This is a genomic window from Kitasatospora sp. GAS1066B, assembly GCF_041262605.1.
GTDB lineage: Bacteria > Actinomycetota > Actinomycetes > Streptomycetales > Streptomycetaceae > Kitasatospora.
The window spans coordinates 49089-73566 of the sequence record NZ_JBGCCO010000023.1 but is presented as its reverse complement, the minus strand read 5'-3'; the positions used below and the strand labels follow the sequence as shown (position 1 = coordinate 73566).

At 72.5% G+C, this 24478-nt stretch carries 16 protein-coding genes; 6 read left to right on the top strand and 10 right to left on the bottom strand.

Translation table 11 applies throughout. The features are described from left to right. The first annotated feature begins 98 nt into the window (after positions 1–98). The 5 genes from ABH937_RS24885 (at position 99) to ABH937_RS24865 (ending at position 8008) form a co-directional block, all read left to right on the top strand. Positions 99–1418, top strand: coding sequence for an extracellular solute-binding protein (locus ABH937_RS24885; RefSeq protein WP_370219522.1), 1320 nt, complete (start codon positions 99–101; stop codon positions 1416–1418). 80 nt (positions 1419–1498) lie between these two features. Next, positions 1499–2446 carry a sugar ABC transporter permease gene (locus tag ABH937_RS24880; protein WP_280689482.1) on the top strand — a complete coding sequence of 316 codons (948 nt, stop codon included), beginning with the start codon at positions 1499–1501 and terminating at the stop codon, positions 2444–2446. Beyond that, entirely contained in the window at positions 2443–3291 is an 849-nt protein-coding gene (locus ABH937_RS24875; RefSeq protein WP_370219521.1) for a carbohydrate ABC transporter permease, read from the top strand. The genes ABH937_RS24880 and ABH937_RS24875 overlap by 4 nt, the downstream gene beginning before the upstream one ends. Positions 3292–3302: 11 nt before the next feature. Then, complete coding sequence (locus ABH937_RS24870; protein WP_370219520.1) at positions 3303–5453, top strand: hypothetical protein; 2151 nt, start codon at positions 3303–3305, stop codon at positions 5451–5453. Between the two features lie 83 nt (positions 5454–5536). Then, complete coding sequence (locus ABH937_RS24865; RefSeq protein ID WP_370219519.1) at positions 5537–8008, top strand: RICIN domain-containing protein; 2472 nt, start codon at positions 5537–5539, stop codon at positions 8006–8008. Between the two features lie 45 nt (positions 8009–8053). Here the strand turns inward: ABH937_RS24865 and ABH937_RS24860 are convergent, their stop codons facing one another. From ABH937_RS24860 to ABH937_RS24835, 6 genes are all read right to left on the bottom strand, one after another. Next, positions 8054–9043, bottom strand: coding sequence for a helix-turn-helix domain-containing protein (locus tag ABH937_RS24860; protein WP_370219518.1), 990 nt, complete (start codon positions 9041–9043; stop codon positions 8054–8056). 192 nt (positions 9044–9235) lie between these two features. Further along, entirely contained in the window at positions 9236–10261 is a 1026-nt protein-coding gene (locus tag ABH937_RS24855; protein ID WP_370219517.1) for an alpha/beta hydrolase, read from the bottom strand. A 132-nt stretch (positions 10262–10393) separates the two neighbouring features. Beyond that, positions 10394–11446 (bottom strand): helix-turn-helix domain-containing protein, encoded by a 1053-nt coding sequence (locus ABH937_RS24850; protein ID WP_370146700.1) that lies wholly within the window; start codon positions 11444–11446, stop codon positions 10394–10396. Positions 11447–11621: 175 nt separating this feature from the next. Further along, complete coding sequence (locus ABH937_RS24845) at positions 11622–14342, bottom strand: BREX system ATP-binding domain-containing protein (RefSeq protein ID WP_370219516.1); 2721 nt, start codon at positions 14340–14342, stop codon at positions 11622–11624. 137 nt (positions 14343–14479) lie between these two features. Continuing rightward, on the bottom strand, positions 14480–16729 hold the full coding sequence (locus ABH937_RS24840; RefSeq protein ID WP_370219515.1) for a TOMM precursor leader peptide-binding protein: 2250 nt from the start codon (positions 16727–16729) through the stop codon (positions 14480–14482). A 92-nt stretch (positions 16730–16821) separates the two neighbouring features. Beyond that, positions 16822–16974, bottom strand: coding sequence for a hypothetical protein (locus ABH937_RS24835; protein ID WP_280689491.1), 153 nt, complete (start codon positions 16972–16974; stop codon positions 16822–16824). A 295-nt stretch (positions 16975–17269) separates the two neighbouring features. On the opposite strand from ABH937_RS24835, the gene ABH937_RS24830 reads away from it, so the two are divergent. Continuing rightward, complete coding sequence (locus ABH937_RS24830; protein WP_370219514.1) at positions 17270–18388, top strand: XdhC family protein; 1119 nt, start codon at positions 17270–17272, stop codon at positions 18386–18388. Here the strand turns inward: ABH937_RS24830 and ABH937_RS24825 are convergent. The 4 genes from ABH937_RS24825 to ABH937_RS24810 are packed head-to-tail and all read right to left on the bottom strand — an operon-like array spanning position 18343 to position 24434. After that, entirely contained in the window at positions 18343–20013 is a 1671-nt protein-coding gene (locus ABH937_RS24825) for an ATP-binding cassette domain-containing protein (protein WP_370219513.1), read from the bottom strand. The genes ABH937_RS24830 and ABH937_RS24825 overlap by 46 nt on opposite strands. Then, positions 20010–21806, bottom strand: coding sequence for an ATP-binding cassette domain-containing protein (locus tag ABH937_RS24820; protein ID WP_370219512.1), 1797 nt, complete (start codon positions 21804–21806; stop codon positions 20010–20012). The genes ABH937_RS24825 and ABH937_RS24820 overlap by 4 nt, the downstream gene beginning before the upstream one ends. Further along, the gene (locus ABH937_RS24815) at positions 21803–23077 is read right to left on the bottom strand and encodes a cytochrome d ubiquinol oxidase subunit II (RefSeq protein ID WP_370219511.1); all 1275 of its coding nucleotides are present in this window, start codon (positions 23075–23077) and stop codon (positions 21803–21805) included. The genes ABH937_RS24820 and ABH937_RS24815 overlap by 4 nt, the downstream gene beginning before the upstream one ends. After that, the gene (locus tag ABH937_RS24810) at positions 23070–24434 is read right to left on the bottom strand and encodes a cytochrome ubiquinol oxidase subunit I (protein ID WP_370219510.1); all 1365 of its coding nucleotides are present in this window, start codon (positions 24432–24434) and stop codon (positions 23070–23072) included. Before ABH937_RS24810 ends, ABH937_RS24815 begins: the two co-directional genes overlap by 8 nt. Positions 24435–24478 lie beyond the last annotated feature (44 nt).

Below are 24478 nucleotides of genomic sequence, written 5' to 3'. Positions count from 1 at the left end.
TTAGTTCAAACAATAGCCGAACGAATTGACCATGCTCAGCTCTGCGCGAACATGATCGAAACTGTGCTGTTCCACCCATGAAACTCCAGGAGACGTACGTGAAGCCGAGATCCCACTCCCTGGCCGCCGCAACCGTGGTCCTCGCGGCTGCGATGCTGGCCGCCGGCTGCTCCTCCAGCGGCTCCGGTTCGAAGGACGAGGCCGGCTCGTCCAGTGGCGTGGTGAAGCTGGACTTCTGGGGCTGGGCGCCGGGTTACGACCAGTCAGTGGCCCTGTTCAACCAGAGCCACCCGAACATCCAGGTCACCTTCGACAAGACCGCCTCCGGCTCCAAGGGCGGCTACACGAAGATGCTCACCGCCGCCAAGGCCGGCAACGCCCCCTGCCTGGCGCAGGTCGGCTACGAGACGCTGCCCAGCTTCGCCGCCGCCGGCGCGCTCACCGACGTCGGCAAGTACGCCACCGACGCCAAGGGGCAGTTCGCCGACTGGACCTGGAAGCAGGTCACGATCGGCGGCCAGACCTACGGCATCCCGGTCGACACCGCACCGATGGCGCTGATGTACCGCAAGGACCTGTTCGCCAAGTACGGCATCACCACGCCGCCGGCCACCTGGGACGAGTACGCGGCCGACGCCGCGAAGGTGCACGCCGCCGACCCCACCGTCTACCTGGGCGACCTCGGCAACGACGCCTACAACTACGCAGGCCTGGCCTGGCAGGCCGGCGCGGGCTGGTTCGGCACCGCCGGCGACCAGTGGCAGGTGAGCATCAACAATGCCGCGAACCAGAAGGTGGCCGGCTTCTGGCAGGGCCTGCTGGACAAGAAGCTGCTGAAGACCGATCCGAGCTACGACCCCTCGCTCTACAGCGACATGGCGAGCGGCAAGGTGCTCTCCGACGTCAACGCGGTCTGGGACGCGCCGATCATCGCCAGCAGCGTCAAGGACGGCGCGGGCCAGTGGGCCGTCGCGCCGATGCCGGTCTGGGACGCCGCCAACCCGGTGTACGGCAACGACGGCGGCTCGGCCACCGCGGTGCTCAAGGGCTGCGGCCACGCCAAGGAGGCCACCGAGTTCGCCACCTGGATGAGCACCGACGCGGACAGCGTCAGCAACCTGATCAAGGTCACCGGGATCTACCCCGCCGCCACCTCGGGCCTGGCCAACCCGACGCTCGCCGCGCCGGACGCCTTCTACGGCGGCCAGACCATCTTCGACGTGTTCAAGGCCGAGACCGCCCACATCAACACCGACTGGCAGTGGGGCCCGACCATGACCCAGACCTCGACCGACCTCGGTGACGGTCTCGGGCAGGCCGGGACCGGCGGCACCACGCTGACCGCCATGCTCGCCACCGTGCAGAGCAAGACGGTGGCCGGGATGAAGCAGCAGGGGCTGAGCGTGGCGGGCGGCTGACCTGCCGTCAACCGGCCCGCCGTCAACCGCCGCCGCACCGCGCCCACCCGCGCGTTCGAGCACCGAAAGGCAACCCACGCATGACCACCGCTCTCCGGGGGCGAGCAGCCGACAGGAGCAGGGCCGCCGGCCTCGCCCGCCCCGGTCGCCGCCGGCGCGGGCGTCCCGTCGCCCTCTTCCTCGCCCCGTTCCTGGTGCCGTTCGCGGCGTTCTACCTGGCCCCGATCGGCTACACGCTCTACCAGAGCCTGTTCCGGATGCACCGCTCCGGCCTCGGCCTGACCGCACCCACCCAGGTCTTCGCCGGGCTGTCCAACTACGCCACCGCGCTGGGCGACGCGGACTTCCGCGGCTCGCTGCTGCGGGTCCTGCTGATCGGGCTCGTGCAGGTGCCGCTGATGCTGCTGATCGCGCTCGGTCTGGCCCTGCTGCTGGACGCCAAGTCCACGCTCTTCAAGCGGTTCTTCCGGCTGGCCTTCTTCCTGCCGTACGCGCTGCCCGGTGTGGTCGGCGCCATCATGTGGTCGTACCTGGTCGCCCCTGGCCTGAGCCCGATCAGCGCCGCCGCCCGGCACCTGGGCCTGCACCTCGACCTGACCTCGAACGCCATGCTGGCCCCCACCATCGGCAACATGCTGACCTGGGGCTGGACCGGCTACAACATGCTGATCATCTACTCCGCGCTGCAGGCGATCCCCGCCGAACTCAGCGAGGCGGCCACCATGGACGGCTGCTCGGCCTTCGGCATCGCCTGGCGGATCAAGGTACCGCTGGTGCGGCCGGCACTGGTGTTGACCACGGTGTTCTCGATCATCGGCACCGCCCAGCTCTACAACGAGCCGGCCATCCTGCACAACGTCGCCCCCAACCTGTCCAGCACCTACACCCCCATCTACGCCGCCTACGACGCCGTGAACGCCAACAACTTCAACGCCGCCGCCGCCGAATCGGTGATCCTCGCGCTGCTCGCCTTCGTGCTCTCCTTCGGCTTCCTCAAGCTGGTCCAGCGCAAGGGGGCGGCCCTGTGACTGTCCGTCAATCGCTCTCGCGCTGGCTGGTCCTCGGCGTGCTGCTGGTCACCTCGGTGTACTTCCTGGCGCCCGTCTGGTGGTTGCTGGTCTCCTCCACCAAGACCAACGCCGACCTGTTCAGCGGCAACGGCTTCTGGTTCGCCCGCTTCGCGCTCTTCGACAACGTCCACCAGGTCTTCGCCCAACAGGGCGGCATCTACTGGCAGTGGCTCGCCAACAGCGCGCTCTACGCCGTCGGCGGCGCCACCGTCAGCACCCTGATCGCCGCGCTCGCCGGCTACACGCTGGCCAAGTACCGGTTCCGTGGTCGGGAGTTCACCTTCAACTCGGTCCTCGCCGCGGTGCTGGTCCCGCAGCCGCTGCTCGCCGTCCCGCTCTACCTGATGTTCTCCGGCGTCCACCTGGTCAACACCTACTGGGCGGTGCTGCTGCCCAGCATGGTCAGCCCGTTCGGCGTCTACCTGGCTCGGATCTACGCCGGCTCCTCGGTGCCCGACGAGCTCATCGAGGCCGGACGGATCGACGGCGCCGGCGAGTTCCGGATCTTCGCCACCATCGCGCTGCGGGTGATGTCGCCGGCCCTGGTGACCATCTTCCTCTTCCAGTTCGTCGCGATCTGGACCAACTACCTGCTGCCGGTGCTGATGCTGGCCAACGACCGGCTCCAGCCGGTCACCGTCGGCATCGTCGGGTGGCAGGCTCAGCGCGGCATCGGCCCCAGCGCCGTCCCCTTCAATATCGTGATCACCGCGGCCGCGATCTCCGCGATCCCGCTGGTGATCCTCTTCCTGTCCCTGCAACGCTTCTGGCGCGCCGGTCTGGTCGCCGGCAGCACCAAGTGAGGAGTCCCCGCGTGTCCGCGAGGTACCACCTGCGCTTCCAGCTCCACCCCGGACCGGAAGCCGCCCAGCAGGCCGTGGAGTTGGCGAAGTTCTGCGGGGAGGCCGGGGTCGACGAGGTGGTGTTGCTGCTCGGGGCTGAGGAGTTCCACACCGGCCACCCGGCCGGCCGAGCCGAGGACCTGGCCCTGGGGACCGCGGCCACCGCGACGACGATCCTGCGCGAGGCCGGCCTGTCGGTCAGCCTGAACCCCTGGGTCACCGCCGGCCACGCCGACCGCGGCCGCACCGACACCCTCGGGTTCGCCCCGATGGTCGACCCCGACGGACGAGCGGCCACCGCCCAGGCCTCGTTCGCCTGCCCGCGCTGGCGCGCCTGGCTGGCCGCCCACTACGCCCGGTTCGCCGCCCTGGACCTGCGGGTGCTCTGGCTGGAGGACGACTTCCGCTACCACAACCACGCCCCGCTGCACTGGGGCGGCGGCTTCGAGACGTTGATGCTGGACCGGTTCGCGGCGCTGGCCGGCGAAGCGGTCACCCGCGAGCGACTGGTGGCCGCCGTCACCGCGCCCGGGGAACCGCACCCCTGGCGTTCCGTACTGCAACAGGTCTGGCGCACCGCACAGTTGGAGGCCGCCGAGCAGGTCGCGAAGGCGGTCCGGGAGCAGTCCGGCGGCCGCGTCCAGCTCGGCCTGATGAGCTCCGAACTCGGCGTCCACTCGGTGGAGGGCCGGGACTGGCCGGCCCTGTTCGAGGCGTTGAGCATCAACGGCAAGGTCGCCCACCGCCCGCACTTCGCCCGCTACAGCGACGCACCCGGACGCGAACTCAGCTTCTCGCTCTGGATGCTGGAAGCCCAGCGGTCGCTGCGACCGGCCCACGTGACCAGCGAGCCCGAGATCGAGAACTGGCCGCACACCAGCTGGTCCAAGTCCGACACCCAGACCTGGTCCGAGCTGGTCGCCGCCCAACTCGCCGGCTCCGACGCGATGTTCCTCAACGTCCATCCGATGCAGTCCGGCCGGGCCCAGCGCTTCCCACAGGTCGCCGACCTGCTGCGCCGCTCCCGCCCCGCACTCGACTGGGTCGCCCAGCGCCGGCCGCGCGCGCTGCGCAGCCACGGCGTCGGCGTGCCGATGCCGCAGCACGCGGCCGCGCGGGTGCACGTCCGGGCCGGCGGCGAGCTCGGCGACCTCGGCGAGCTGGCCGCCGATGCCGCCCCCACCGCCGACCATCTGCTGCGCTACGGCGTCCCGATCACCGCGGGTGACGCTCCCGTGCAGGCGGTCTTCGGTCAACTGGCGTGGGCCTTCGGGGACGTCGAGGTCGAACGGATGCTCGCCGGCGGGCTGCTGCTGGACGGCTCGGCCGCCGAGGTGCTCACCCGGCGCGGCTTCGGCCACCTGCTCGGGATCGACCGCTGTGCACTCGTCGAGCGCGAGAGCGCCGACCGGGTGGGGCCGTACGCCCTGGAGCTGGTGCGATCGGACGACGTGTACCTGAGCGTCAACGTCCAGCCCGCGATGGCCCGCATGGAGCTCGCTCCCGGGACCGAGACCTGGACCACGATCCTGACCCCCGATCAGCAGCGGTGGGGCCCTGGCAGGTTCGTCTTCCGCAATGAACTCGGCGGCCGGGTCGCCGTGTTGGCCGCGACCGCGCCGGCTCAGCTGCCCTACGACGACGACGGCCAGCGCCTGTTGCACGCCATGGTCCGCTTCCTCGAGGGCGATCACCCCACCCTGCCGCTGGTCAGCGGCGGCCCCCACCTGCTCCCGCACCTGTCGCACTCCGAGCGCGGCTGGCTGCTCGCCGTGGCCAACGGCAGCGCCGACCCCGCCCGCCCGCGGATCGCCCTGCCAGCCACCCCCGCGGCCTCCGGCGCGACCCTGCTGGCCCCGCTCGCCCCACCGACCTCGGCCCGGTTCACCGTGCACCACCACGGGCCTAGACCGACCGGCAGTTGGGGGGTGGGTGAAGGAGCGGCGTCCGGGCCGAGTCTGGGCGGTGCCGACGAGGGAGCCCAATGCGGAGCATTGGCGACTGAGGAGAAGCCGTCCAGGCGAGAGTCCGGGCGTCGCGACGCCGCCCCCCAACTGCCGGTCGGTCTCAGCCTCGACCAGGACCTGCCGCACCGCGGTTGGCTGGTCGTGGACTGGCAGTGACGCAACCCTGGCACTGACCCCATTCCGGCACTGACTCCACCGACCCCCCAACGGTGTGCCCCCCGGCACAGCAAGGAGAATCCGTGTTCCCCCGCATCCGCGGCCCCGTGGTCGCGACCCTCACCAGCGCGGCCCTGTGCCTCGCCGGGCTGGCGGCCACCCCCTCGGCCGCCAGCCCGTCCGCCGGCGCCCCCAGCACGGGACATACCGTCACCACCGGTACCCCCGTGCCGTTCGGCAACATCTCCGACAGCCCCGCCGCGCCGTTCGTCGACAAGGACGGCACCTTCCACTACCAGGAGTCCGACGCCCTCTACGGCGCCACCGACAACCGCTCCTGGGGCTTCTTCACCGGCACCGACTTCGACTCCGCCACCTCGGACAGCGGCCTGGACAACGCGGTCAACCCCGCCAACGCCGACGACAAGAACAACGACACCACCTGGCGCTGCAACAACAGCCCCACCGGCCTGAGCGCGACCTACTCGGTGGGCAACACCAGCTACGCCCAGAAGAACTACTGCGACCTGGTCGGCACCTGGGTCGACCCCGACACCGGCGACTGGTACGGCCTGGTGCACAACGAGTTCACCCCGGCGCCGTTCAACGACGGCCTGCACTACGACGCCATCGACTACGCGGTCTCCACCGACCAGGGCCACACCTGGACCATCAAGGACCACGCCATCACCTCGCCGTACAGCACCCAGCGCGGCGACACCACCCAGTTCCCCGGCCAGACGTACTACTACGGCGACGGCGACCAGCGGCTCTTCGTCGACACCGCCTCCGGCTACTTCTACGTCTATTACGGCTCGCGGGTCATCGACAAGAGCGGTGGCTGGAAGGCCTTCTACGAGCACGTGGCGCGTGCGCCGATCGCCTCGAAGATGGCGCCCGACTCCTGGCAGAAGTGGTACGACGGCTCCTGGTCCCAGCCCGGTCAGGGTGGGAAGGAGAGCAACCTGGTGCCCGTCGACGCGACCAACTCCACCGGCTACACCCCGCCCGCCAACGAGTACGACCCGGCCAACACCGGGACCGCCGAACAGCAGATCGCGGCCGGCCAGATGCCCGCCACCTCACCGCTGTTCGTCATGGACGTCACCTACGACGCCTACCTGGGCCTGTACATCGGCGAGCCGCAGGGGGTCGACCAGAGCGGATCGGCACCGCAGCAGTTCTACGCCACCGCCGACCTCACCAGCCAGAAGTGGACGCTGCTCGGCGACACCGGCGGCTACCACACCGCCTCCTGGTACCGCTGGTTCCTGGACGGCGCCAACAAGACCGGCAACACCGTCGTCGGCAAGACCTTCCGCTCCTACTGCGCCTGGTCCTGCGCCAACGGCGCCAACGGCGAGTACACCGACGTCACCATCGACTCCCCGTCCCCGGCCACGCCGGTGGACACCGGTAAGACCTACCGGATCGCCAATGCGAGCGGCCGGGTCCTCGCCCAGGCCACCGGCGGTTCCGGTGCCACCTCGCTGGCCGCGCCCACCGGATCGGCGCTGGAGGGCTGGAACTTCGTCGCGAACGGCGACGGCTCCTACCGGGTCGTCAACTCCGGTACCCACAAGCTGCTCGGCGTCGACTCCGCCCACACCGCAGGGCGCGCCTGGGGCGCCAAGCCGACGGTGGCGGCGGCTGGTTCGGGTGGCCCGTCGGTGGGCCAGCAGTGGTTCCTGGTGCCCAGCAGCTCGACGGCCGGCGGCTTCCGCCTGGTCAACCGGTACAGCGGCCTGGTGCTCGGACTCTCCTCGGACGGCAGCCGCCTCGCCGAGACCGCTCCCACCCGCAGCTGGACCGACACCACGGGCAGCGCGGTCGGCGGCGCCCGCACGGCCGCCGAGCAGACCCTGACGTTCACCCCGCTCGGCTCGGCGGCCGAGACCGTCACGGTGGCCGACCCGGGCAACCAGTCCAGCAAGGCCGGCACCGCGCTCTCGCTCCAGCTGACCGGCACCGACTCCGCCGGCAAGGCGCTCACCTTCAGCGCGAGCAAGCTCCCGGCGGGCCTGTCGATCAGCCCCGCCGGCCTGGTCTCCGGCACACCCACCACGGCCGGGACGACGCAGGTCACGGTCACCGCCTCCTCGGGCACCGCCTCCTCCTCGGTCACCTTCACCTGGTCGGTCACCGCCGCCCTGACCGGCACGCACACGCTGACCATCTCGGGCGAGGCGCTGGACGACCCCAACCACTCCGTCACCGCCGGCACCCAGCTCATCACCTGGGCCGCCAACGGCGGCAGCAACCAGAACTGGGTCTTCACCCAGCAGGCCGACGGCTCCTACCAGATCAGCAACGGCCAGTCGAACCTCTGCATGGACGTCAGCGGCGGCTCCACCGCCGCGGGCGCCCAGGTGATCCAGTGGACCTGCACCGGCGGCAGCAACCAGCGCTGGACGGTGACCGCCGTGAGCGGCGGCTACACCGTCGTCTCCCGGAGCAGCGGTCTGCTGCTGACCACCGCCGCCACCTCGGACGGTTCGCTGGTCACCCAGCAGGCCGACAGCGGCTCGGCGCTCCAGCACTGGACCATCAACTGATCTGAGAAGCGGTTGAGTTGAGCAGGCGACGCACCCTGCCGGGAGTCACTCCCGGCGGGGTGCGGGACCACCTGAGGTGCTGTCCGCCCGGGCGCTCGCCAGCCACTCGCGCGGCGTGATGCCGTAGGCGGTCCGGAAGGCGCGGCTGAAATGGCTGGCACTCACGAACCCCCAGCGGCCCGCGACGGCCGCCACGGTCGCCGTCCCCGCCGCCGGGCGGGCCAGCTCGCGCCGGCACATGTCCAGGCGCTGGCGCTGGATCCAGCGCGCCACCGTGGCGTCCTCGTGCTGGAAGAGCTTGTGGAGGTAACGCACGGACAGGTAGTGGGCGGCCGCGATCTGCTCCGGTGCCAGGTCGGGGTCGCCCAGGCGGCGCAGGATGTAGTCCTTGATCCGCGCCAGCGTGGCGAGGGCCGTCTCGGGCGCCTGCGGGATCGGCCGCCCACCGCGTTCGTGGGCGAGGACGGCCAGCAGGTCCAGCGCCGTGGTGGCGAGCCGGCCCGCGACGTGCGGGTCCAGCGAGCCCGCCGCTCGGGCCAGGCGCCCCAGATAGGCGGCCACCAGCGCGGCGGTGCCGCCGTTGGTCTCGAAGGCTGTCGCGGTGAGCTGCCGCAGTTCCTCGTCGGACACGCCGACAGCCGTTCGCGGCCAGTGGAAGGCCGTGAAGGCGAAGGGTTCCGGTAGCTCCTTGGCGAATGGGCGGCCGGCGTCGGAGACGGCGAAAGTCCCCGGTCGCAGCAGCACTTGGCGACCGTCCTGGGCGAGCCTGGCCGTACCGCGGTGCTGGAGGGCCAGCGTCACGCGGTCCCCGCCGCCCCGGGCGATCAGGCTGCTGCTGCGAACGACCCGCTGCGGACCGGCCTGGACCAGGGAGATCTGCACGGAGCCCAGGTGGTGACTGGTGATGCTCGCGGCGCAGGGCGTGCTTTCGAGCAGGGACACGTCCAGGGGAATGAACGTGTGCGAGATCGCTTCGTGCCAGTACTCGGCGCGTTCGGAGACCGGTGTCGAGGCGGTGTCGAGCAGGACGGACAACGGGGGCTCCTACGAAGGCTGCTGGGGTTTCCGGACCAGGGCGCCCGTGACGTGGGGGCGGGGCGCGGGCACGGGTTCCGCGCCCGTGCGACTTCCCATCCCACCGGACCGGCGCGACCCCGACCAGGAAGAACAACAGGAGGTTTCGCCCGCGGGCGAAACCTCCTGTTGTTCCTGCGGTGGACCCGGACCTCAGCCGGGGTAGCGGTGCAGGGCGACGTGGACGGTGTCCACGGCCTGGATGAAGGCGGCGCGGGCGGTGCCGGTACGGCAGGCGCTGTCGAGCAGCAGGAAGCCGTGCACCACGCCCTGGTAGCGCGTGGCCACCACCGGGACCCCGGCCGCGCGGAGCCTGGCCGCGTAGGCCTCGCCCTCGTCCCGCAGCACGTCGGCCTCGGCGGTCACCACCAACGCCGGCGGCAGTCCGGCGAGTTGTTCCAGGGTGGCGTGCAGGGGCGCGGCGGTGGCCTCCCGCCGGCGGGTCACGTCGGGCAGGTAGGCATCCCAGAACCGGCGCATGTCGTCGCGGTGCAGGACGTACCCGTCGGCGAACTCGCGGTAGGACGGGGTGTCGAAGTCGGCGTCGGTCACCGGGCACAGCAGCACCTGGTGCACCAGCCGGACGCCGCCGCGCTGCTGGGCCAGCACGGTCAGCGCCGCGACGAGGTTGGCTCCCGCCGAGTCGCCCACGGCGGCGATCCGTCGCCCGTCGAGCCCGATCTCGCCGCCGTGCGCCTGGATCCACTGGGCGACGGCGTAGCACTGCTCGACGGCGACCGGGTAGCGCGTCACCGGTGCCCGCGCGTAGTCGACGAACACCACCGCGGCGTCGGCCCCCACGGCGAACTCGCGCAGCAGGTGCCCGTAGGCGGCGGCGTCGCCCAGTGCCCAGCCGATCCCGTGCAGGAACAGCACCACCGGGGTCGGCTCGGCGGCGTCGACCGGTCTGACCACCTGGACCCGCACCGGCCCGGTCGGTCCGCCGGGGAGCTCGTACCATTCGGCGGTGGTGTCCTGCGGGCCGTCCGGCCCGTCCTGCGCGGAGCTGTCCTGTGCGGACCCGTCCTGCGCCGAGTGCAGCGAGAGGTCCAGGAACTCCCCGGGAAACCCGCCCTCGTCGCCTTCGGTGGCAGGCCGGCGGGCGCGCGCATCCACGAAGGCCTGGAGCGCGCCCTCCAGCACCGGGCGCCGCGCGTGCGAAGGGGCGGTGTCGGACACTCTCTGTTCTCCTGGCATAGCGGCCGATGGGGCCGGAAGGCACGGGGGCGCTCGTCCTCCGTGGTGTATCGGGTGGACCGACCCGTCATGGGAAGGCTACGGGCTGCGCCTGCCGAGCACTTCGCATGCTAGTCACGGATCGGTCGGCGGTGGCGCTGATGATGCACCGTCACTTGCTCCACCGCGCACGGTTGCAGGCCCGGCAGGCAGCGCTCGGCCCGGCGTGCCGGCACCGCCTTCGGCGGTCCGCAGTGCGCGCCACTCGCGTGGGGAGACCCCGTAGGCGGCGCGGAAGGCCCGGCTGAAGTGCGCCGGGTTGACGAACCCCCACCGTTGGGCGACCGCCGACACCGTCGGCACGCTACGGCCGCGCCGGGCCAACTCCCGGGCGCAGGCCTCCAGTCGGCACTGCTGGATGAGCCGGCCCACCGTGACGTCCTCCCCTTCGAAGAGCCGGTGCAGGTAGCGCACCGAGATGTGGTGCTCGCGGGCGATGGCCTCCGGTGACAGCTCCGGATCGCCCAGGTGGCGTTCGATGTGCTCCCGCACCCGCTGGACCAGGTGGCCGTTCGAGGCGCGCGGGTCGGCGGCCGGCGGCCCGGTGAGCTGAGCGACGAGCGTGATGAGCAGATCGGCGACCCGGCCGGCCAGCCGGTCGCCGACGGAGGCGGGGTAGGAGTGCGCGGAGGCGGCGAGCGTGCCGAGGAACGGCAGCAGGACGGACCCGAACCCCTCGGCGGGGGTGACCGCCGTCCCCACCGCATGCCGGATGTCGGACTCCGGCACCCCCAGCAGCCTGCGCGGCACCTGGAGCACGTGGGAGCGGAAGCGCTCCGGGTAGTCGAAGGAGTACGGCCGTGCGGTGTCGTACAGCACCAGGTCGCCCGCCGCCACCTCCGCGCGCCGCCCGTCCTGCTCCAGCACGGCGCGACCGGACACCTGCAAGGCCACCCCCACCTGCGCCTCCGCCTGCGGGGACCGCGCGATCAGGCCGGCCGTGCGGGACACCCGCGTCGCGTCGGCCTCCATCGTGGACACCCGCACGTATCCCAGCCGGTGCGACGCCAGGCGGCCCTCGAACGGCCGGCCGGCCAATGGCACCACCTCCACTGGCACCAGCGTCCGCGACATCGCCTCTCCCAAGAACAGCGCCTTCCTCTCATCCGGGACGGAAGCGGTCGTCACCAGCAAGTTCACCTGACTGCCCCTTTCGGCCTACGTCCTGCGCAGTCAGCCTGGCCCGCGAGTCGGCAGGCGCTCTAGGTCATTTGACTGCCTGTCCGCGGAACGGGGCAGGTCGTGCGCCGTCGGAACAGGCGCAGTGCACGGACGGCACAGAACTGGCGGAAACCTCCAAGTCTCAGGAGCTGTCGAGGGCGTGGGCGAGCGCGGCCCGCGAGGTGATGCCGAGCTTGGGAAAGGTCTTGTAGAGGTGCGCCGCGACGGTGCGGGACGACAGGCACAGCGCCTGGCCGATCTCCTTGTTGCTCAGACCGGTCGCGGCGAGCCGGGCGATCCGCAGCTCCTGGCCGGTCAGCTCCGCGGCCGGGGTGCCCGGCGCCGGCGCCACCAGGTCGCCGGCGGCCCGGAGTTCCTCCTCGCAGCGCCGCGCCCAGGGATCGGCCTGGAGCCTGTCGAAGGCGTGGTGTGCCGCACGCAGGACGTCCCGGGCCTCGGGGCGCTGGCGGCGGCGGAGCCAGCAGCCGTGGGCGAGGCGCAGGCGGGCGAGTTCGAAGACCCACTGCTCGGCTCCCGGCACGGCGTACGCCGCGCGGTAGGCGGTGTCGGCCTCGGCGTCGCCCGCGGCCAAGGCGGCGGCTGCGGCCAGCAGGAAGGCGTGGTGGCCGGAGATCTCCGCAGACCGCTCGGCCCGCGCGGCGGCGACGTGCGCACGTGCCGTGCGGTGTCGACCCGTGTGCACGGCGGCGTCCACCAGGTCGAAGACCAGGGTGTGGAACCACGGCCGGCCGCACGGGAGTCGTCCGGGTGGAGCGATCTCGGCGAAGTGCGCGTACGCCTGCTCGTGGCGTCCGTGGGCCAGGGCCGCCAGGCCCCGCAGATGGGTCAGCCGGTCCAGCACGAACCGCAGGCCGGCGCGCGCGGCGGCCGGCCTGATGAGCTGTTCGATCTCCTGGAAACCCGCCTCGTCGCCCCGGCCGGCCAGGAAGTGGGCGTAGTAGTGACGGAACATCAGCGCGTTGCAGTGGTAGCCGAGTTCCTCCGCCGACTCGGCCTCGCGCAGGCAGACGGGTGCCAGCTCCCAGCGCCCACGCAGGAAGTCCTGGTAGCACTTGGCCTTCGCCACCGAGCCCTGGGTGGCGTAGCCGTGCAGCCCGGTGAAGCGTCGCCACAGGTCGCCGTCGGCGCTGTCGACCGCCGAGGCGGTCCAGAGCAGGAGCCAGGCCGCCCCCGCCTCCTGCTCCTCGTTCATCCGGTCGACCACCGCGCGTAGTTCCTCGGCCAGGCCCCGGGCCGGCTCGGTCCAGGCCCGGTGGCAGAGCGTGCCCGGTTCGGAGGCGTTCTCCCGGTGCCGGCCCAGCGCCTGCCAGGCTCTGGGGTCGTCGGTGTAGGTGGCGGCGAGCAGCAGTTTGAAGTAGACCTGCTCGGCCAGTCCGCCGAAGGACTCCGCGCCGGGTGCCGTCAGGGCGTCGAGGGCGGCGGGCAGCAGAGCGGCGGAGGACTCGAAGTCGATCCGGTGGCTCTGGTCGACGTACACCACCGCGTACGCGAACAGCGGGGCGATGTCCGGCGGCACCGGAGCGCGCTTCAACTCCTCCACCAGGGCGACGGTGTGGCGCAGTTGACCGCCGCGGGCCGCCATCACGGCCGCCCAGGTGAGCCTGCGGGCCCGCTTGGCGGGGTCAGCGCTGAGGGCGGCGGCCCGGTCGAGCAGGAGCGCCGCTTCCGCGTCGCCACCGCGCCGGGCGAGCCGGCTGCCGGCCTCCTGCAGCCGGCGGGCGAGGGCGTCGTCCGGGAGCAGGGCCGCCGATGCCTCGTGGACCAGGCGCCGGGGGTCCTCCGGTGCGAGGAACCCGGCGAGGACGCGGTGGGCCTCGCGCCGCGCGGACTCCGATGCCGTCGCGATCACGGCCGTCCGGACCAGCGGGTGCCGGAAGACCAGCCGCCCTGCCCGGTCGAGCCGGGCGAGGCCGCCGGCCTCGATCCGCTCCAGGGCCTCCTCCGCGTCACCGCCCGCCGTCTCGTGCAGCCACGCCCCGCTGCCACCGGCCGTGCCCGTGGCGAGCGCCGCGAGCAGGAGCACCCGGGTGGCCGCAGGAGTCAGCGACGCCAGCCGCTCGGTGAAGACGCGCTCCAACCGCCGCCCCAGGGGCAGCGGGTCGGGCAGCGGGACGACGCCCCGCTGCTGCTCGCCGGGCAACTGCCGTGGCAACTCCACGAGCGCCAGCGGATTGCCGGCCGCCTCCTCCAGGAGCCGGTCGGCCGTCGTGGCGGCCAGCTTCGGGTAGCGCCGCAGCAGCAGTGCGGCCGCCTCCGGGCGGGACAGCGCGCCTACCGCGACGGGCTCCGCCGGCCACGCCTCCGCCGCCGCACCGTCCGGGCGGCTGGCGCCGACGATCACCAGCGGCAGCTCCGCACAGCGCCGCCGGAGGAAGGCGAACACGGTCGCGCTCGACGAGTCGATCCAGTGCAGGTCGTCGAGCACGAGCAGCAGCGGGCTGCTGCGCGCCGCCTCGTCGAGCAGCGCGAGCGCGGCCGCCCCGACGGCGAAGCCGCTGGGCGGCGTGTCCGTGCGGCCGCCGAAAGCGCTCTCCAGTGCGTCCCGCTGATGGTGCGTCAGGGCGCGGGAACGCTGTAGCAGCGGCCAAGTGGCCTGGTGCAGCGCGCCGAAGGCGAACTCGGTCTCCGCTTCGGCGCCGACCACCCGCAGCACGGCGAAGCCGAGCTCGCGCGCCCGGTGCCCGGCCCACTCCAGCAGCGCGCTCTTGCCGATACCGGCCTCGCCGCGCATCAGGACGGCCGAGCCGCCCCCGCCGCCTACGGCCCGCTCCAGAGCGGCCGCCAGCAGGTCCGTCTCCTGCTGCCGTCCGACCAGAGCCGGGCCGTGCGTGTCACACCGCATCCTCGTCTCCCGGGTAAGTCAACCTCCCGTCAGCGGGAACCCTGAAGGTTATCGCCCCGCACAGCCCGTTGCCGCCACGCCGACTGCCGATGCCGACGGACCGGCCGGTGGGCAAGGTGCGCTCCGCTCGGTGCGGTTCAGAGGAACATGCCGATCGGGTTGAGGTCCTGCTCGGCGGTGGGGGCCGCGAGCCAGCCCAGTCGCACGGGGACGTCGTACAGGCGCCCGGGGGCATAGCGCGGCCAGAAGTGCCGCAGTCCCGGCACCATGACCTTGACGACCGGCAGGCCGATGTCCGGACGGGTCTGGTCGGCCACCAGGACTTCCAGGTCGCGTTCCTCCAGCGCGTGACGCAGCGTCTCGACCTCGGCGAGCGGGTCGGTGTGCTCCCGGCTGGGCGGGCTCGCAGCAGTCGTGGCGGGATCGTCCGGCAGGGGCCGCAGATAGGGGTGGTCCGCCACCGTGGCGGTGCGCCACCAGTGCTGGGCGAAGTCGCCCTGCGGCGTCGGTGACCCGGCGCGGGATACCGCGCGCGCCGCGACCGGTAGGAGCTGATCGGCCTCGCTCATGGCCTTGGCGACGGCACCACCCAGCTCCAGGTCCGCTCCGAAGCCCAGCAGGATGCCCTCGGCGGGCGAGTCGGTCTGCCGGGAGACGGCCGCCGCGACCGGGATCCCGAGGTCGGAGGTGAGGTCCAGCACCCATGACTCGCGGCCGAGTGCGGCGTGGCTCTCCTGCCAGCCGGCGAGGTGCGCGAGCGCGGGGGTGTCGCGCGTGTCCAGGGCGACGGCGGGACGCCGGACGCGGTTGTACCACCACAGCGCGACAGCGTCACGTTCGATCAGTTCGAGGAGCCCGTGCAGGACGGCTTCCGCCAGGGTGCCGCCGGCAGCGCTGCCGTTGGAGTCCGCGTTGGTGAACGCCCGTCCCGGCACCTGCGGGTAGCGATGGTAGAGCGTGGCGGTGGGCACGTGAACGTGCCGCTGCCTGGTCAGCGACCAGACCGGTGTCCAGTCGTGCGTGGCACGTTCGTCGAACGGCTCGGGCACCTGGTGGAAGGCGATGCGACGGGCGTTCCAGTCCGCCCGGTCCGCGTACTGCCGTTCGCTGTAGAGCTGGAGGGCGTCAGGGTGGACCGCTTCCCCCGCGAGGGCCCGGTAGGACGCGCGGACGCGGTGTTCGTCGCCCTGCCAGACCGCGGAGAACCGTTCGATGGCCTCGCCCAGCGCGCCTGCCTTCGCCTGGACCGCGGTTGCGCCCTTGCCCGCGCTCTGGCCGCGCAGCGGTCTGCCGTGTCTGCGGGCTCCCGGCCCGTACAGCGCGAAGTTGTGGCCGGCCGTGCAGACGTGCAGCAGGTCGGTGCCCGTCTGCTGCGGTGTCAGATCGGTGACGATGCCGGTCACCGGGTTGACGAGATCCCCGTACGCCGTGAGCATTGCCTCGGGGGACAGGAAACGGCGGCCGTCGCCGGAGGCGCCGTGCGCGGGCTGGTGCGTCAAGGTCAGCGGGCGCAGCGCCCGGGCTCGTAGCAGCCCCGGGTCGCCGCACGCCGGGCACTGCGGCCGGCGGACCAGCCGGTGGCGCCGCGAGCTCAGGGACAGCGTGTCGAAGGTCAGCACCCGCCGATCCGGGTCCCGCACACCGGCGATCCACTGGGCTGCGCGCAGGGCGACAAGCCGTGCGGTGAGCTGGGTCACCAGCTCCCCTCCCACCGGGACCTCGGCTGCAACGTGACCGCCGCCCGTGGTGCTCTCGATGAACGCGGCCTCCAGGTGGCGCCCCGCGAGACTGAACGCGGCACAGTGCCAGCAGGCCGTCCGGCCCGGTTCCAGCACGGGGCTCAGGAAGGCGGTACCGCCCGTCAACTTCACCACGCACCAAGGCCGCCGCGACACCAGAGCCTGGTCGTCAGCGGCCAGCAGGTCAGGATGGAGGAGGTGATCGGCGACCGCGATCTCCAGCTCGGCGTCCTGCCGAGTGACCTTGAGTCCGGCCGCTCGCACGGCCTCGATCAGGGGGGAGGCGTCCGCGCCGCCCACGGCCGTGACGCTGACAGCACCGCGGGCCAGCCGGTGCTCCGCGTGTGCGGCCTGCGTGCCCGCGAGTTCCCAGTAGCCTGCGGCCTGCCGATCCTCGCCAGGCTCGGATTCCACCAGGAAGCCGGCGCCGACCAGTCTCTCGAGCTGGTGGCGTACGCTGTCGGCCGCGAAGGAGGCGGACGCCTGCTCGACGATCTCGTCCCGGGTCCAGCGGCCGTCGAGCAGCGGAGCCAGCAACTGGATCATGGCACCGTGCAGCACGACGGTGCGGCCCGCGAGCAGGAGGAAGACGCCGTCACCCGGCACCGGGTGAACACCGATATGCCTCTTGAACCTGAGGTATTTCATCCCAGTCACCTTCTCCCAGTGGCCGAACAATCCGAAGAAAAGGGCCGCACGGGACAGCGCCGAAACGTCCCGTGCGGCCCGCGGGGCCATGCTCAGGCCTCGGTGGCCCAGCCCTGCGAGCAGAAGGCGGGGACGGCCCAGCCCTGCGAGCAGAATCCGGCCTCGGCCTGGCCCAGCTCCTCGACGACGATGCCGTTCTCCGCGATCTCCAGCGTGATGTCCATCAGGGATCTCCCGATCTCCATGTGACGACGGTGACGGTCACCGTCTCCTGGCGACCATACATATCGGTTGTCTGGCTTGGCAGTTGGAGCTGCTGGTTCCGATCATCAGTGCACCGATGAGCATCCCCGGTGCACTCTCGGAATAGCGCGCCACCCCGAATGATTTCGCCGACCAGTGCACAGAGTCTGTCCGAGAGTGCACGGGGCGGTAAGTCGCCCGCCGCACGCTTGACGGCGACGCCTACGCTGCATGCGCGGTCAATTCCCGCAGAAACTACCAGGCGCAGAGGTGTGTATTCGTGGAGCGATGGTTCTGATGCGACAACTGGCGCCACAACTCCTCGAGTGGCAGAAATCCGGCGCCCGCTACGCCGTCGCGAGCATCGTGGCGGTGCGGGGCAGCGCGCCGATGCCGCTGGGGTCGGCCCTGTGCGTGGACACGGACGGCAGGGCGCTGGGCAGCGTCTCGGGCGGCTGCGTCGAGGGCGCGGTGTACGAGCTGGCGCGCGAGGTGCTCTCCTCGGGCGAACCGCGGCTCGCCGGCTTCGGGCCCTCGGACGACGATGTCTTCGCCGCCGGCCTGACCTGCGGAGGCGGGCTCGAGGTCTTCGTGCAGGCGGTACAGGGTGACACGGCCCGGGTCCTGGCCGCCGCGTTCCGGGCGGTGGCGGCACGGCGGCCGGTGGTCCTGGCGCGGGTGCTGGACGGTCCGAACGGCTGGGCGGGACGGGCGATCGCGCTGGTGGGCGACCGGCACCTCGGGAGCACCGGAGAGCGGGACCTGGACCGGGCGGTCCTGGCCGACGCGCGCAGCTTGCTGGGCGTGGACGTCACCACCGTGAGCGTCTACGACACGGGTGGTGTGACCCGGGTGCTGCTCGAGTCCTGGGCCCCCAGCCCTCGGCTGCTGGTGTTCGGTGCCAACGACCACGCCGCCGCGGTCGCCGAGATCGGGGCCTTTCTCGGCTTCCACGTCACGGTCTGCGACGCACGCGCCACCTTCACCACGCGCGAGCGCTTCCCGGCCGCCCACGAGGTGGTGGTCGACTGGCCGCACCGCTACCTGGCGGCCGCAAGAACCGATCGCCGCACGGCGGTGTGCGTGATGACGCACGATCCCAAGTTCGACGTGCCCTTGCTCGTCGAGGCACTGCGCCGACCGCTGTCGTACGTCGGAGCGCTCGGTTCGCGGCGGGTGCGGGCGGCTCGGGAGCGAGAGCTGATCGAGGCCGGCGTGTCACCTGACGCGCTGGCCGGGTTGCGCTCACCGGTAGGGCTCGACCTGGGCGCCGGCACGCCGCGGGAGACCGCCGTGTCCATCGCGGCGGAACTCATCGCCGTGCGCAACGGTCGTAGCGGACAAGCCCTTTCGGCGATCGACGACCCCATTCACCCCAGGCGGGAGGCCTCCTGGTCGGCACCGCTGCTCCGCTGATCCGCACCGTCCAGGCGCACCGTGCCGTCCACGGGGAAGGGCAGCAGGTCGTGGTGCTGGTCCGGCAGGGCGATGACGAGCGCGCAGTGCGGCAGCGCCTGCCGGACCCCGCTCAGCAGCCGCACGGCCGTGGCTCGGTCGAGCCCGGCGGTGGGTTCGTCGAGCAGGAGCACGGCGGGGTCGCGCAGGATCGCGCGGGCGATGGCGAGCCGGCGCCGCTGTCCCTGCGAGAGCGTGCTTCCCAAGGGGCCGGTGGGTGACTCGAGTTGGAGGTCCGCCAGCGCCGCGGCGGCGAGCGCGGCGTGCAGTGCCTCGTCGTCGGCGCAGGGCGCCGCTTGCCGCAGGTTGCCGGCGACGGTGCTGTCGGCCAGCCAGTCCTCGGCTTCGACCAGGGTGAGCGCGGCGGCCACGGTGGCCGCCGAGAGCGTGTCCAGGCGGGCGTCACCGAGCAGGACGACACCCGGTGCCGGGCTCTCGATCCGTCCCGCGAGCAGGTTGAGCAGGGTGCTCTTGCCGCTTCCGTTCGGCCCGGTGACCAGCGTGGCGCTGCCCGGCAGCAGGGTGGCCGACCAGCGGGCCCGGGCCGCCCCGAGGCCCACGGGGAGATCGCGCACCACCAGCGGCGCGCGGGGGAGCAGGACGGCCGGACCGGCGGGCAGCGCGCGGGCGCGCGCGAGCAGGTCGGTCAGCCGCACGGCGGAGCGCACGGCCGAGCCGCGGTCGCGCAGGATCTGCGGCAGGGTCTCGACCAGTTCGTACCCGGCGGCGATCAGCAGGGTCTCCCCGATGGCGTCGGCCACCGGCTGGATCGTCGGCCGGCCGGAGAGGGCGAGCAGCAGGACCGCGACCTGCCCGAGCACGGCGAGCAGGCGCAGTTGCAGCCGGCCGCCCCGCAGGGCCGCCAGTGACGCGGCGTCAGCTCGCCGCGCCCGCTCCACCCGCTGGGCGACCTGGTCGCGGGCCAGGTCGACGGCGTCCAGGCAACGCAGTTCGGCGAGCGCGGCCCGGGCGCTGAGCAGCGCGGATCGGGCGGCGGCCCGCTCAACGGTGGCCTCGGCCAGGCGGGCGGCGGCGCGGCGGTCCGCGCGCACGGCCACGGCGATGGCCAGCGCGAGCAGCAGCACCTCGGCCACCCCGGCCGCCGGGCTCGCCACGCAGATCAGTGCCACCACGACCAGGGCGGTCGCCGCGACGCCGGTCAGCGGGGCGATCGTCCGGGCCGGTGCCGCGCCCACGGCCGTCACGTCGTCGGTGAGCCGGGCGAGCAGCGCGCCGTCGCGCCGCTCCCGCAACTGGCGTGGCGGGAGCGCGCCGGCGGTGCGCACCATCGTGGCCCGGAGCGCGACGGTCGCGCCGAGCAGGGCGCGGTGGCTGGTGAGCCGTTCGGTGTAGCGCAGGCCGGTCCGCCCGAGGGCCAACGCTCGCACGGTGCCCGAGGGATACATCCAGGACCAGGTGGTGTTGGCCTGGAGCGTGACCAGTGCGCAGGAGGTGAGGAACCAGCCGGACACGCCGAGCAGTCCGGCGGCGGTCACCTCGGCGGCGGCGGCCAGCAGCGCGCCGAGCAGCAGGTCGCGTCGGGCCCGGCGGTCGGCCGACGTCCAGAGCAGGGTGAGGGGCTTCACGACGTCACCCCGTACGAAATCAGGCCGTCCGACGGCGTGCCATCTGATGTCACCGTGCGGATGCGCCCCCGGTCGATGGCGACGACCGCGTCGGCGATCTTGAGGAGTTCGGGGCTGTGGGTGGCGAGCAGGACCGTTCGGTCGCGCGCCAGGGTGCGGACGGCGGCCATCACGCGTTCCTCGGCTCCGGGGTCCAGGTGGGCGGTCGGCTCGTCCAGGCAGAGCACCGGTGTGTCCCGCAACAGGGCGCGGACGAAGACCAGTTGCTGGATCTGGCCGGAGGAGAGCCCGCTGCCGCGTTCGCCGACGACGGTGTCCAGGCCGTGCGGCAGTGCCGCGCGCAGGTCGGCGAAGCCGAGCGTGGCGAAGGCGGCGTCGAGCGCCGCGTCGTCCGCGTCCCGGCGGGCCAGCAGCAGGTTCTCCCGCACCGTGCCCGGCAGCAGGTAGCAGGGCTGGCCGATCCAGGACACCGCACGGGGGTCGGCGGGCTGCGGTACACCGCCGACCTCATGCGTGCTCGACCCGGACTCAGGGGCGAGCAGTCCGGCGGCGACCGCCAGCAGCGTGGACTTCCCCGCTCCGCTGGCGCCGGTGAGGGCCAGTACCTGCCCAGGGCGCGCGGTCAGGGTGACGTCGTCGAGGGCGGGCCGGTCGCGGTGGGGGAAGGTGACCTCGACCGCGCGCAGCTGGACGCTGCGGGGAGCGTAGGCGGGCCTGGGTATCGCTCGCCCGGTCGCGGACACGTCCAGCAGACCGTTGACGAGCTCGGCGGCGGCGGACGCCTCGGCGCGGGCGTGGTAGCCGCGCGCCAGTTCCCGCACCGGTGCGAAGTAGGCAGGGGTGAGGACCAGGACGAAGAGCGCCGTGCCCAGGCTCATGCTCGAGGGGATGCCGGGTAGGTGCAGGTAGTCGAGCAGTACCAGGCCGCAGTAGGTGGCGACCACGGCGAGCGTTCCGGTGACCAGCAGCTCCACCCAGGCGGTGGAGAGGAACGCCACCCGCAGCACCGCCTGGGTCCGGTCGGCCAGTTCGCGGTCGTCCTGCTCGACGGCGAGCGCGGCGCGCTCGTCGGCGCCCAGGCCGACCAGCGTCGGCAGCCCGCGCAACTGGTCCAGCAGGCGGGCGCTGAGGGTCCGGGCGGCGGTCAGCTGGGCCTGGACGGCGGCGCGGGTGCCCATGCCGATGACCTTGAGATTGGCCGGCAGCAGTGGGGTCGCCAGCACCAGCAGCAGGGCGACCACCCGGCTGCCCGACGCGATCGCCGCCAGCACGATGCCGCCGGCGATCAGCATGGTCCGGCGCGCCGGGACGTAGCCGGTCAGCCAGTCGGTGAGGCGGTCCATCTCCTCGTCCAGGGCCTGGACGAAGGCGGCGTCGGTTCCGCTGGGGCGCGCCGCGCCGGCCGGCTGCCGCCAGGCGGGCAGGGCGGCGTCCAGCAACCGGCCGCGCAGTGCGTGCCGGACGGCGGCGGCCGCCTCGTCCGCGGCCCGGTCGCCGGCCGCGAGCAGCCAGGCCCGCAGCGCGAGCCCGGCCGCGATCAGGCCGGCCGCCGGCAGCACCGAGACGGGGGTGACCGCCGCCCGCTGGCCGTGCAGCGCCAACTGGGCGGCCCAGCCGAGCCCGGCCGCCCAGCCGACGGTGCCGAGCGCGGCGAGCCCGCGCAGCGTGCCGGCCCGCCGGAAGGCGGGTGCCTGCGCGTGCGCCCACTCGTGCAACCGGCGCAGCGCCCGCTTCTGGTCCTGCTGCGCGTCGTCGTCGGCCAGGCGCGTCAGCAGGGCGGCGGTGTCGCTCACCGCCGTGCCGCCTGCTCGACGTCGAACTCCCCGGCGGCGGCGGACCGCCGGTCGCCGACCAGCCAGGCGGCCAGCGCGAGGGCGCCGAACAGCACGAGCGCGACAGGGGCGATCCATTCGCCCTGACCGCCGAACACGTCCTGCACGACCGCGACCAGCCCGACACCGAGCACGGTGAACCCGACCCGACGGACCAGGACCCACACGCCCGCTTCCGCCACCGGGACATGACTGACCGTCAGATCCGCGTGGACCTCAACATGATTGACGGGTACGGCGAGCGCGGCCGGGGCCGGCGGCCGGTACTTCCCCCGGAACACCCACCAGGCGTAGCTGTTGTAGGCGAGCACCACGGGCATGCAGCAGCCGACACCGATCAGCAGGAACACCTGTGACCCGACCGGGCTGGTGGCGGCGTGCACGCTCAGGCCGGGCGGCACGACGATGGGGGCGGTCGCGGTCACCAGCGCCAGCAGTCCGGCGACTTGGGCGCCGAGCACGGCGATGAACGGCCGGGCGTCGGGCTCCTTGCCGAAGCCGTACCAGGCGACGGCACCGCACCCGGCGGCGGCCGCCACCAGGAGGCCGAACAGGACGGCGCGCAGCGGCTGGTCGAAGCGGAAGTGCTGCGGGTCGGCCACCTCCAGGCCGAAGCCCAGCACCAGGCAGGCCCCGACCGTCACGGCGAGCAGCGGGCGCCCGAGCCGCGCGGCCCGACGGCGGGCGCCGCCCTCCGTCTTGGCCTGCAGCCAGGCGGCGCCGGCCAGCAGGTACAGCGCGGTCAGGCCGAGCGCGCACAGCACGCTGTAGGGCGTGAGCCAGCGCAGCGCACCGCCGTCGTAGACACCCCCGTGCTGCGGCAGACCGCTGAGCACGGTGCCGACCACCAGACCCTGACAGACCGTCACCACCAGTGAGGAGATGCCGAACAGGTGCCCCCAGCCGCGACGGTAGTCCGGTGCGGAGCTCTGCAGCTCCAGCCCCAACCCGCGCAGCACGAAGGCCAGCAGCATCACGATCAGCGGCAGGTAGACCCCGGGGAGCACGGTGGCGTAGACGCCGGGCAGCGCCGCCCACAGGGTGACCCCGGCGAGGATGATCCAGCTCTCGTTGGCGTCCCAGGCCGTCGCGACCAGCTCGGTGTACTCCTTGCGCCGCTCGTCGCTGCGGTCGAAGAGACCGAGGATCCCGATCCCGAGGTCGTAGCCGTCCAGCACCACGTAGGCGCCGAGCGCGAAGAGGATCAGCGCGTAGGAAGCGTACTCAGCCATGGACGGCCTCCGGCAGGATCGGGTGGCCGGCGGTTGGCGAGTCGAGGGCTTCCGGCCCCGCCTTGACGGCCCGGACGATGTAGCGGACCCAGACCGCGACCAGCACGGCGTAGACCGCGACGAAGCCGGCCAGGCTCAGCGCGGCCTCGGTCGTGGATAGTTGGGAGACGGCGTCCGAGGTACGGAGCTGGCCGTAGACCACCCAGGGCTGGCGTCCGGTCTCCGCGGTGATCCAGCCCCCGGTGATCGCGATCAGGCCGGCGGGCGTCATCCAGACCAGCAGCCGGTGGAAGCGCCGGGCGGTGAACAGCCGCCCGCGCAGGCGCAGTACCAGTCCGGCGAAGGCCATCGCGAACATGGTGAGCGCGGTGAAGTACATCGCCCGGAAGCCGTAGAAGGCGCTCCACATGTTCGGGCGCTGGTCCGGCGGGGTCTGCAACAGGCCGGGCACGTGGGCCTGGCCGGTCAGGTCCTTGCCGATCACCGCGCCCAGGTGCGGGATCTCGATGCGCAGGTTGTCCTTGCCCTTGCCCGGGTCGGGGATGACGACCAGGTTGTAGCCGTTGTTGTCGGTCTTCCAGTTGCCCTCGAAGGCCTCCAGCTTGGCGGGCTGGTGCTGCCCCATGAACACCGCGGTCTCGTCGCCCGCGTACAGCTGAACGGGCATCAGGACGGCCAGCACTCCCAGCGCGAGCGAGAGCGTGCGGCGGGCGAAGGCGAGCGAGCGCTGCCTGACCAGGTACCAGGCGGCGATGCCGCCGACGAACCAGGCGGCGCTGATCAGCACCGCGAGCAGCATGTGCGGGAAGCGGTAGGAGAACGCGGGGTTGAACAGCACCTGCCACCAGTCGCGGGCCTGGAACTGGCCCGCGACCTTGGTGAAGCCGGCCGGATCCTGCATCCAGCTGTTCGCGGAGAGGATCCAGGTGGTGGACAGCAGGGTGCCGAAGGCGACCATCCACGAGGCGAAGGCCATGGTGCGCGGACGCACCCGTCCCTCGCCGTAGAGCATGATGCCGATGAAGCCGGCCTCCAGGAAGAACGCGGTGATCACCTCCATCCCGATGGTGACACCGAGGATGGGACCCACCGCATGCGCGTAACTTCCCCAGTTCAGGCCGAACTCGAAGGTCATCACCGTGCCGGCGACCACACCGAGACCGAACCCGACCGCGAAGATCTTCCGCCAGAAGCGGAACATCTGCAGGTAGAGCGGATCACGGGTGCGCAGGTAGGCGGTGTAGACGACAGCGAGCAGGATGGAGAGCCCGACGGTCAGAGCGGGAAAGGTCATGTGGAATATGGCGGTGATGGCGAACTGCCAGCGGGACAGTTCCACCGTCGCGGATGACGCCATGGCGACTCCTGTCAGCGCTGCGGGGCGGGGTGCGGGTGGAACCG

What these genes read in the sequence shown, in the direction of transcription:
- ABH937_RS24880 (WP_280689482.1), top strand. Translation starts at nt 1,499, where the DNA reads ATGACCACCGCTCTCCGGGGGCGAGCAGCCGACAGGAGCAGGGCCGCC.
- ABH937_RS24840 (WP_370219515.1), bottom strand. Translation starts at nt 16,729, where the DNA reads ATGAAATACCTCAGGTTCAAGAGGCATATCGGTGTTCACCCGGTGCCG.
- ABH937_RS24810 (WP_370219510.1), bottom strand. Translation starts at nt 24,434, where the DNA reads ATGGCGTCATCCGCGACGGTGGAACTGTCCCGCTGGCAGTTCGCCATC.
- ABH937_RS24815 (WP_370219511.1), bottom strand. Translation starts at nt 23,077, where the DNA reads ATGGCTGAGTACGCTTCCTACGCGCTGATCCTCTTCGCGCTCGGCGCC.
- ABH937_RS24835 (WP_280689491.1), bottom strand. Translation starts at nt 16,974, where the DNA reads ATGGAGATCGGGAGATCCCTGATGGACATCACGCTGGAGATCGCGGAG.
- ABH937_RS24830 (WP_370219514.1), top strand. Translation starts at nt 17,270, where the DNA reads ATGCGACAACTGGCGCCACAACTCCTCGAGTGGCAGAAATCCGGCGCC.
- ABH937_RS24845 (WP_370219516.1), bottom strand. Translation starts at nt 14,342, where the DNA reads ATGCGGTGTGACACGCACGGCCCGGCTCTGGTCGGACGGCAGCAGGAG.